Annotated in this window: 6 protein-coding genes and 1 pseudogene; 4 read left to right on the top strand and 3 right to left on the bottom strand. The window is 72.7% G+C overall.

What is annotated here, in order from left to right:
* The coding region (locus tag VJ693_RS13015) for a mechanosensitive ion channel family protein (RefSeq protein ID WP_324154712.1) at positions 1 to 1,107 on the bottom strand (1,107 nt) is incomplete at its 3' end.
* A gap of 32 nt (positions 1,108 to 1,139) precedes the next feature.
* Positions 1,140 to 2,075 carry a histone deacetylase family protein gene (locus VJ693_RS13010; protein ID WP_324154710.1) on the bottom strand — a complete coding sequence of 312 codons (936 nt, stop codon included), beginning with the start codon at positions 2,073 to 2,075 and terminating at the stop codon, positions 1,140 to 1,142.
* 56 nt (positions 2,076 to 2,131) lie between these two features.
* On the opposite strand from VJ693_RS13010, the gene VJ693_RS13005 reads away from it, so the two are divergent.
* The 4 genes from VJ693_RS13005 to mltB are packed head-to-tail and all read left to right on the top strand — an operon-like array spanning position 2,132 to position 7,217.
* A complete protein-coding gene (locus tag VJ693_RS13005) occupies positions 2,132 to 3,058 on the top strand; it encodes an AAA family ATPase (protein WP_324154714.1) in 927 nt (308 codons plus the stop codon).
* Positions 3,059 to 3,078: 20 nt separating this feature from the next.
* Positions 3,079 to 4,038, top strand: a complete 960-nt coding sequence (locus tag VJ693_RS13000; protein WP_324154708.1) for a DUF58 domain-containing protein — start codon at positions 3,079 to 3,081, stop codon at positions 4,036 to 4,038.
* Between the two features lies 1 nt (position 4,039).
* Positions 4,040 to 6,088, top strand: a complete 2,049-nt coding sequence (locus VJ693_RS12995) for a DUF3488 and transglutaminase-like domain-containing protein (RefSeq protein WP_324154707.1) — start codon at positions 4,040 to 4,042, stop codon at positions 6,086 to 6,088.
* A gap of 7 nt (positions 6,089 to 6,095) precedes the next feature.
* On the top strand, positions 6,096 to 7,217 hold the full coding sequence (gene mltB / locus VJ693_RS12990; protein ID WP_324154705.1) for a lytic murein transglycosylase B: 1,122 nt from the start codon (positions 6,096 to 6,098) through the stop codon (positions 7,215 to 7,217).
* Positions 7,218 to 7,313: 96 nt separating this feature from the next.
* Here mltB and VJ693_RS12985 read toward each other — a convergent pair.
* A pseudogene (locus tag VJ693_RS12985) lies at positions 7,314 to 7,498 on the bottom strand (ABC transporter ATP-binding protein); the annotation flags it as partial.

Raw genomic sequence — 7,498 nt, 5'->3', positions numbered from 1 at the left:
GAACGACGACAGCTGCACGACCGGCCCCGGATCCCGCAGCACGCGCGGCACCTGGCTCACCGCATCGGCCAGCAGCGGTGCGAGCCGCGCCAGCTCGGTCCCGTAGGCCACCTGCACCGTCGTCGACACCAGCACCCTCGGATCGGCCAGCGACAGGTTCTCGACCCGCTGGGTGATCAGCATCTCGTTCGGCACGATGGCCTCGCGGCCATTCAGCGCGCGGATCACCGTGTAGCGGGTCGCGATATCGGTGATGCGGCCCTCGAAGCCGTCGACCTTGACGGTGTCGCCGATGCGCAGCGACCGCTCGGCCAGGATCACGAAGCCCGAGACGTAGTTGGCCGCCAGCTTCTGCAGGCCGAAGCCGATGCCGACACCGACCGCACCGCCGAGCACCGACAGCGCGGTCAGGTCGATGCCCACCGCCGTCAGCGCCAGCAGCAGGCCGACGAAGGTCAGCAGCGCGCGCACCGCATTCGCCGCCGCCTTGCGAAGAGAGAGTTGTTCGCCGTAAGCGCCCCGCAGCAGCCTCGCCTCGATCGCCGCAGAGATCCAGAGCACCAGCACCAGCACGAAGCCGGCCGAAAGCGCCCCCTCGATCAGGTTACGCACCGAGACCCGGGCGCCGCCGAGCTTCAGGTGGATATCGTCGAGCTCATCCAGCACCACCGGCAGCACGCCGGTGATCCAGCCGACCACCGCCAGCCACGCCAGCCACGAGATCGTGCGCTCGGCCAGGCGCATCACGCGCGAGTTCGGGAAGGCCGCGCTCAGCACCCGCACCGACAGCCGGATCACCGCGAACGACAGCAGCACCGGCAGCACGATCTTGAACAGCGCCAGCGGCACCCCCAGCGGGGGCAGCGCATGGCGCGCGGCATAGGCCAGGGCCAGGGCCAGCACCGGGAAGAGCACGCCATCGATGATCCGGCGGCCGAACCAGACCGACTGCGCCGGCGCCTCGGCGCCGCGCACCAGCCGCACGATCAACCAGGCCACGCCGAGGCACGCCAGCACCACCGCGGCCTCGATCCAGGCGCTGGTGTGCGACAACGCCGCAAGCAGTTCGTCCAGCGTAACCGCAGGCAACAGGGAGGAAGTCGTCATGCGGCCGATTGTCTCAGCCGCAAAAGGCGGCCCTAGACGTCGGCCAGCGCGCGCAGGTGCGCGGCCACGCTGCGGGCCAGGGCGCTGAGCGAATAGCCGCCTTCGAGGCAGGAGACGATGCGGCCGTGCGCGTGGCGCCGGGCCACGTCGACGACGCGGCGGGTGATCCACTCGTAGTCGGCCTCGACCAGGCCGAGCTGGCCGAGCTCGTCCTCGCGGTGGGCGTCGAAGCCGGCCGAGATGAACAGCATCTGCGGGCGGAACGCCTCCAGCCGCGGCATCCAGTTGGCCTCGATCAGCTCGCGGATCTCGCCGCCGCGCGTGTAGGCGGGGATCGGCAGGTTGACCATGTTCGTTCCCAGTGGCACGCCGCCCGAGAAGGGGTAGAGCTGGTCCTGGAAGAAGCTGGCCATCAGGATGCGCTCGTCGCCGGCCACGATGTCTTCGGTGCCGTTGCCGTGGTGCACGTCGAAGTCGATGATCGCCACCCGCTCCAGCCCGCGCACGTCGAGCGCGTGGCGTGCGGCGATCGCCACGTTGTTGAAGAAGCAGAAGCCCATCGCCGCCGAGCGCGTGGCGTGATGGCCCGGCGGGCGGATCGCGCAGAAGGCGTTCGTGGCCTGCCGGTCGATCACGGCATCGGTGGCCGCCACCGCGGCGCCGGCGGCCCGCAGCGCCGCCTGCCAGGTGGCCGGGCACACGGTCGTGTCAGGGTCGAGCGCGCGTTGTTCGCCGGTGGCAGCGGCCTGCTGCATGAACTCGGCCAGCTCGATCAGGTAGCCCTCGGCGTGGGCCAGCGCGAGGTCTTCGCGGCGCGCCAGCGGCGCATCGAAGCGGGTCAGCGCGATGTCCAGGCCCGTGGCGAGCAGGTGGTCCTCGATCGCATCGAGGCGGGCGGGGCACTCGGGGTGCCCACGCCCCATGTCATGGGCGCGGCAGTCGGGATGCGTGAAATAGGCGGTCGTCATGTGATGGTGCAAGAGCCGGCGCGCGGCCAATCTGAGCTATCGTGCCCGTCACGATGATGAGCCCCACCCTGCAGTCGCGATTGACACAACTCAAGGGCCAGATTAGCACGATCGTTGTCGGCAAATCGGCGCAGATCGATGACAGCATCGCCTGCCTGCTCGCCGGCGGGCACCTGCTGGTGGAGGATGTTCCCGGTGTCGGCAAGACCACGCTGGCGCATGCGCTGGCCGTTTCGCTCGGCCTGCAGTTTGCCCGCGCCCAGTTCACCGCCGACCTGATGCCCAGCGACCTGATCGGCATCAGCGTCTACGAGCGGGCCAAGGAGGAGTTCGTCTTCCACCCCGGCCCCATATTCGCCCAGGTGCTGCTGGCCGACGAGATCAACCGCGCCGGCCCGAAGACGCAGAGCGCGCTGCTCGAAGCCATGGAAGAGCACCAGGTCAGCGTCGACGGGCAGACCCGCCCGCTGCCGACGCCCTTCTTCGTCATCGCCACGCAGAACCCGACCGACCAGCTCGGCACCTATCCGCTGCCCGAGAGCCAGCTCGACCGCTTCCTGATGTGCATCACGCTGGGCTACCCCGATCGCCACGCCGAGCGCGCGCTGCTCGCGGGCGAAGACCGGCGCGACGCCATCGCCCGCCTGACGCCGGTGATGAGCCCGGCGGAGCTGCAGGCGCTGATGGCCGCGGTGCCCGAGGTGCATGCATCCGACGCCCTGCTCGACTACCTGCAGGCGCTGATCGCCGCGACCCGCTCGGGCCAGTGGTTCGCCGAAGGCATGTCGCCGCGCGCCGGCATCGCGGTGCTGCGCGCCGCACGGGCCCGCGCGCTGATGGCCGGGCGCGACCACGTCACGCCGGATGACCTGCAGGCCTTGCTGCCGCAGACCATCGCCCACCGCCTGCAGCCGGTGCCGGGTGCCGGGCGGGGCCGCCGCGAGCAGGTGCGCGCGATGGTCGACGCCGTGCCGCTGCCCTGAGGGCGAGCCGGAGCCCCGCGATGCTGGCCTGGCTTCGCCACCGCTGGGACGCCTGGTGGGAAGCGCGCCAACGCCCGGCCGAGCAATGGCGCCTGAGCCAGCGCAACATCTACATCGTGCCGACGCGCGCCGGCTTCGCCTTCGGGCTCACGCTGCTGCTGCTGCTGGTCGCGTCGATCAACTACCAGCTGAGCCTGGGCTACGCGCTGACCTTCCTGCTCGCGGGCAGCGCGCTCGCGTCGATGCACATGACGCACAACAGCCTGCGCGGGCTGACGCTGCATGCGCGCGCGCCGGTGCCGGTGTTCGCCGGTGACCGCGCGACGCTCGAGCTCGTCGTCACCAACCCCGGCGCGGCGCGCCACGGCCTGGGCTTCGGCGTGCAGGTGCCCGGCGTCACCGCGCAACTGGCCTTTGCCGAGATCGGCCCGGCCGGCCAGTCCAGCGTCTCGGTGGGCTGGCTCGCCGAGCGCCGCGGGCTGCATGCGCTGCCGCTGCTGCGCATCGAATCGCGCTTCCCGTTCGGGCTGTTCCGCGCCTGGTCGCTGTGGCGCCCGGCCGGCCAGCTGTGCGTCTATCCGAAGCCCGAGCAGCCGGCTGCCGCCCTGCCCGCGGCCGCCGCGGTGGCCGGCGGGCCGGTGCCCCTGCGCTCGACCGCCCAGGGCGGCGAGTTCGACGGCCTGCGCCCCTGGCGGCGCGGTGACACGCTGCGCCAGGTCGCGTGGAAGAAGGTCGCCCGCAGCGGCGAGCTGGTCAGCCGCGAGGGCCGCGAGTCGGCGCGCCGCGAGCTGTGGCTGGATTGGTCGCAGGCGCGCCAGCCGGACACCGAGAGCCGCCTGTCGCGGCTGGCGGCCTGGGTGCTGCTGGCCGAGCGGCAAGGCCTGGCCTACGGGCTACGCCTGCCCGGCCTCGAGTTGCCGCCGGCCGACGGCGCCGCCCACCGCCACGCGGCCCTTGGCGCGCTGGCCGCATGGAGCTGAGGTGACGGCACGCTGGTCGAACTGGCGCCCTGCCAGCCGCGAGACGCGCGACACCTTGTTCATGCTCGCCGTCATCGGCTGGACGATCGCGCCGCATGTGCTGCGCCTGGCACCCTGGGTGGGCCTGCTGTGCGCAGTGGTGCTGATGTGGCGTGGCTCGCTCGCGATGCGCCAGGCGCCCCTGCCGGGCCGCTGGTGGCTGGTGGCGGTGCTGGCGCTGGCCGCGGGCCTGACCCTCTGGACCGAGCGCACGCTGCTCGGCAAGAACGCCGGCGTCACCCTGCTGGTCGTGCTGATGGCCTTGAAGACGCTCGAGCTGCGCGCCCGGCGCGACGCGCTGGTCGTGTTCTTCCTCGGCTTCTTCCTCGTGCTGACGCAGTTCCTCTACTCGCAGTCCTTCGGCACGGCCGTGGCGATGGGCCTGTCGGTCTGGGGCTGGCTCACGGCGCTGACGCTGGCCCACATGCCCGCCGGCCGCCCGCGCCTGGCCGAGGCCGCCACGCTCGCGGGGCGCGCGGCCCTGATCGGCACCCCGGTGATGATGGCGCTGTTCCTGGTCTTTCCGCGCATCGGGCCGCTGTGGGCGATGCCGGGCGCCGGCGCACGGACCGGTCTGTCGGACAACCTGCAGCTCGGCGACGTGGCCCAGCTCGCGAACGACGACAGCATCGCCTTCCGGCTGCGCTTCGAGGGCCGTGCGCCGCCGGCCGACGCGCTGTACTTCCGTGGTCCGGTGCTCGGCAACTACGACGGCCAGCGCTGGCGCGCCGATGCCTTCACGCCACCGGCCATCGAGGCCGGCGCGTCATCCGGCGCGCTGCCGCGCTACCGCTACGAGATGTTGCTCGAGCCGCTGCGCACGCCCTGGCTGCCCCTGCTCGAGGGCACGCGCCGCATGCCCGAGGCGAACCCGCCGCTGGTCGGCCTGCCGGCCCAGCCCGACGCCGATGGCCAATGGCGACTGCCCCGGCCGCTCGCCGAGCGTGTGCAGCTCAAGGCCGAGGCTGACCTGCAGGGCCCCGCCGCGCCGCAGCTGCGCCCCTTCGAGCGCCGCCAGCTGCTCGCCCTGCCCAATGGCCGGCACCCGCGCACCCGCGCCTGGGCCAACGCGCTGCGCGAGCGGCCGGCGCTGCGCGACGCCGACGCCACGGCCCTGGCAGCGGCCGTGCTGCAGCACATCCGCAGCCAGCCCTACGTCTACACCCTCGAGCCGGGCGTGTATGCCGGGGACCCCGTCGACGAGTTCTGGCTCGACCGGCGCGAGGGCTTCTGCGAGCACTACGCCGCGTCCTTCGTCATCGTGATGCGGGCGCTCGGCGTGCCGGCCCGCATCGTCACCGGTTACCAAGGCAGCGATTTCCTGCCGACCGGCGACTATTACGCGGTGCGCCAGAGCCACGCCCACGCCTGGGCCGAGTACTGGCAAGCCGGCCGCGGCTGGCTGCGCGCCGACCCGACCGGCGCCGTCGCGCCCGAGCGCATCCGGCGCAGCCAGGCGCTCGAGCCGCCGCCGGGCCTGTTCGGTGGCGCGCTCGAAGCTGTCAGCCCCGACCTGCGTGCACAGCTGCGCCGCCTCGTCGAAGGCCTGGACAACCGCTGGAATCTCTGGGTCCTGGGCTATGGCAAGCGCCAGCAGCTCGACCTGCTCGGGCGGCTCGGCGTGCAGTCGCCCGACCTGCTCGCGCTGGCCCGCGTGCTGGTCGGCCTGGTCGTCGGCGCCGGGCTGGCGGGCGCCATCTGGGCGTGGTTCGACGCCCGCCGCCAGACCCCATGGCAGCGCCTGCGCCAGCGCATCGCGCGCGAGCTGACGCGGCTGGGCATCGAGGCGCGCCCCAGCGACACGCTGGCCACGCTCGCGGCCCGCCTTCGCGCCCAACGGGGCGCCGGCGGCGATGCCGCGGCCCAGGCCCTGCTGGCGCTCGAGCGGCATCGCTACGGCCGGCCCGGGCGCGACGGCACACCGACCGGCTGGTGGCGTGATTTCCGTTCCGCCATTGGCAGGGCACGCATGGTGCCGGCAGCCCCTGCCGACCCGGCCGCGCCTCGATAATTCCGCCATGCATCGTTCTCTTGCCGCCCGCTTCGGCCGCGCCCTTCATGCGGCCCTCCCTGCGGCCGTCGCCATGCTGGCCATCGCCGCCGCCCTGCCCGCCGCCCATGCCGCCGCGGCGCGGGGCCACGCGAAGGCCGCCCCCGCTGCTGCCGCGCGATCCGACAGCGCACCGGATGTGGTCGTCTACGGCCGCCGCGACGACGTCGTCGCCTTTGCCCGCGAGGCGGCCGAGCGGCAAGGCTTCGACCCCGAATGGGCCATCGCCCAGCTGGCCGAGGCCCGCTACCAGCCCAGCGTCGCCAAGTTGATCATGCCGCCGCCCACGGCCAGCGCGAAGAACTGGGCCGCCTACCGCGCCCGCTTCGTCGAGCCGCAGCGCATCCGTGAGGGCTTGAGCTGGTGGCAGTCGCAGGAGCCCTGGCTGAACCAGGCCCAGGCGCGCTGGGGCGTGCCGCCCGAGCTGGTCGTGGCCATCGTCGGCGTCGAGACCTTCTATGGCCGCATGACCGGCGGCTTCAAGGTGATCGACGCCCTGGCCACGCTGAGCTTCGATTTCCCGGCCGGCCGCTCCGACCGCAGCAGCTTCTACCGCAGCGAGCTCGAGGCCTTCCTGCGCTGGTGTGATACCGAGGGGCGCGACCCGCAGTCGGTGAAGGGCTCGTACGCCGGCGCGATGGGCCTGCCGCAGTTCATGCCCAGCACCGTGCTGCGCTATGCGCTCGATTTCGATGACGATGGCCACGTCGACCTGGCCGCCGACGGCGCCGACGTGGTGGGCAGCGTCGCGCACTACTTCGCCCAGCACGGCTGGCAGAGCGACATGCCGACGCACTTCGCGGTCACGCCGCCGCCCGACATCGAGCAGCGCGCCCGCCTGCTGGTGCCCGACATCCTGCCGAGCTTCACTGCCGAGCAGCTCGCCGAGCACGGTGCCAGGCTCGACGACGCCGGCCGCGCCCACCCGGGGCCGATGGCGCTGGTGCAGCTCTACAACGGTGACGACGAACCGAGCTACGTGGCCGGCACCCGCAACTTCTACGTGATCACACGCTACAACTGGTCGAGCTACTACGCGATGGCGGTGATCGAGCTGGCGCGGGCGCTGCGGCAGATGCGGCCGGAATAGGACCCCCACGCTCCCTTCCGGTCGCTGCCCCCCGAGGGGGCGCTTGCAGCGGACCGGCGGAGCCGGATCCGCGCAAGACCTTGGTGGGGCAGGGGCTCAGGCCGGCAGCCAGCTGCCGCCAGCGGCCAGCCAATCGCAGCCGAAGATCTCGCGCAGCGGTTCGGCCTGCAGCATCTGCTGCGCCGTGCCGGCGCGCCAGCGGCCGTCGCCCAGCAGGGCCAGCACATGGGTCGCGGCGCGGGCCACCCAGTGCATGTCGTGGCTGCTCATGACCAGCGCCC

The organism is Ideonella sp., from assembly GCF_035254525.1.
Lineage (GTDB): Bacteria > Pseudomonadota > Gammaproteobacteria > Burkholderiales > Burkholderiaceae_C > Ideonella.
Note: the sequence above shows the minus strand (reverse complement) of the source record. Positions and strands in the feature narration are given on the sequence as shown.

Coding starts and splice junctions, on each gene's coding strand:
- VJ693_RS13000 (WP_324154708.1), top strand. CDS start 3,079: ATGCTGGCCTGGCTTCGCCACCGCTGGGACGCCTGGTGGGAAGCGCGC.
- mltB (WP_324154705.1), top strand. CDS start 6,096: ATGCATCGTTCTCTTGCCGCCCGCTTCGGCCGCGCCCTTCATGCGGCC.
- VJ693_RS13010 (WP_324154710.1), bottom strand. CDS start 2,075: ATGACGACCGCCTATTTCACGCATCCCGACTGCCGCGCCCATGACATG.
- VJ693_RS13005 (WP_324154714.1), top strand. CDS start 2,132: ATGAGCCCCACCCTGCAGTCGCGATTGACACAACTCAAGGGCCAGATT.